The following is a 1,751-nucleotide window of genomic DNA, read 5'->3' on the forward strand; positions in this document are numbered from 1 at the left end:
TGCATGGTAGAGGAGCGTTCTGTAAGCCGTTGAAGGTCAAGCTGTAAGGCAGGCTGGAGGTATCAGAAGTGCGAATGTTGACATGAGTAACGATAAGGGGAGTGAAAAACTCCCCCGCCGGAAGACCAAGGTTTCCTGTCCCATGCTAATCAGGGCAGGGTGAGTCGGCCCCTAAGGCGAGGCAGAAATGCGTAGTCGATGGAAAACAGGTTAATATTCCTGTACTTGTACATATTGCGATGGAGAGACGGAGAAGGCTAGGCCAGCACAGCGATGGTTGTCTGTGTTTAAGGCGGTAGGTTAGGTGCTTAGGCAAATCCGGGCACCTCCTTTTAATAGGAAGACCGAGAACTGACGACGAGCCCTCTTTTGGGTGAAGTGGTTGATGCCATGCTTCCAGGAAAAACTTCTAAGCTTCAGATATGTAGAAACCGTACCCCAAACCGACACAGGTGGTCAGGTAGAGAATACCAAGGCGCTTGAGAGAACTCGGGTGAAGGAACTAGGCAAAATGGTACCGTAACTTCGGGAGAAGGTACGCCGGCCGGTGTGAAGGACTTGCTCCGTAAGCACTAGTCGGTCGAAGATACCAGGTGGCTGCGACTGTTTATTAAAAACACAGCACTCTGCAAACACGAAAGTGGACGTATAGGGTGTGACGCCTGCCCGGTGCTTGAAGGTTAATTGATGGGGTTAGCGCAAGCGAAGCTCTTGATCGAAGCCCAAGTAAACGGCGGCCGTAACTATAACGGTCCTAAGGTAGCGAAATTCCTTGTCGGGTAAGTTCCGACCTGCACGAATGGCGTAACGATGGCCACACTGTCTCCACCCGAGACTCAGTGAAATTGAAATCGCAGTGAAGATGCTGTGTATCCGCGGCTAGACGGAAAGACCCCGTGAACCTTTACTATAGCTTCACAGTGAACTTTGAACCTATTTGTGTAGGATAGGTGGGAGGCTTTGAAACTTGGACGCCAGTTCAAGTGGAGCCAATCTTGAAATACCACCCTGGTATGTTTGAGGTTCTAACTCAGGTCCATTATCTGGATCGAGGACACTGTGTGGTGGGTAGTTTGACTGGGGCGGTCTCCTCCCAAAGAGTAACGGAGGAGCACGAAGGTGTGCTCAGCATGGTCGGAAATCATGCGTAGAGTGTAAAGGCAAAAGCACGCTTAACTGCGAGACAGACACGTCGAGCAGGTACGAAAGTAGGTCTTAGTGATCCGGTGGTTCTGTATGGAAGGGCCATCGCTCAACGGATAAAAGGTACTCCGGGGATAACAGGCTGATACCGCCCAAGAGTTCACATCGACGGCGGTGTTTGGCACCTCGATGTCGGCTCATCACATCCTGGGGCTGAAGCCGGTCCCAAGGGTATGGCTGTTCGCCATTTAAAGTGGTACGCGAGCTGGGTTTAGAACGTCGTGAGACAGTTCGGTCCCTATCTGCCGTGGACGTTTGAGATTTGAGAGGAGCTGCTCCTAGTACGAGAGGACCGGAGTGGACGAACCTCTGGTGTTCCGGTTGTCACGCCAGTGGCATTGCCGGGTAGCTATGTTCGGACGGGATAACCGCTGAAAGCATCTAAGCGGGAAGCCTCCCTCAAGATAAGATCTCACTGGGACATAAGTCCCCTGAAGAGCCGTTCGAGACTAGGACGTTGATAGGTTGGGTGTGTAAGTGCTGTGAGGCATTGAGCTAACCAATACTAATTGCTCGTGAGGCTTGACCATATAACACCAAAGTGGTTT

Annotated in this window: 1 rRNA gene; it reads left to right on the forward strand. The window is 51.5% G+C overall.

From position 1 onward, the window contains the following. Positions 1-1,733, forward strand: a 23S ribosomal RNA gene (locus E0D71_RS17345); the annotation flags it as partial. Positions 1,734-1,751 lie beyond the last annotated feature (18 nt).

The organism is Marinomonas sp. KMM3893 (assembly GCF_004352855.1).
Classification (GTDB): domain Bacteria; phylum Pseudomonadota; class Gammaproteobacteria; order Pseudomonadales; family Marinomonadaceae; genus Marinomonas; species Marinomonas arenicola.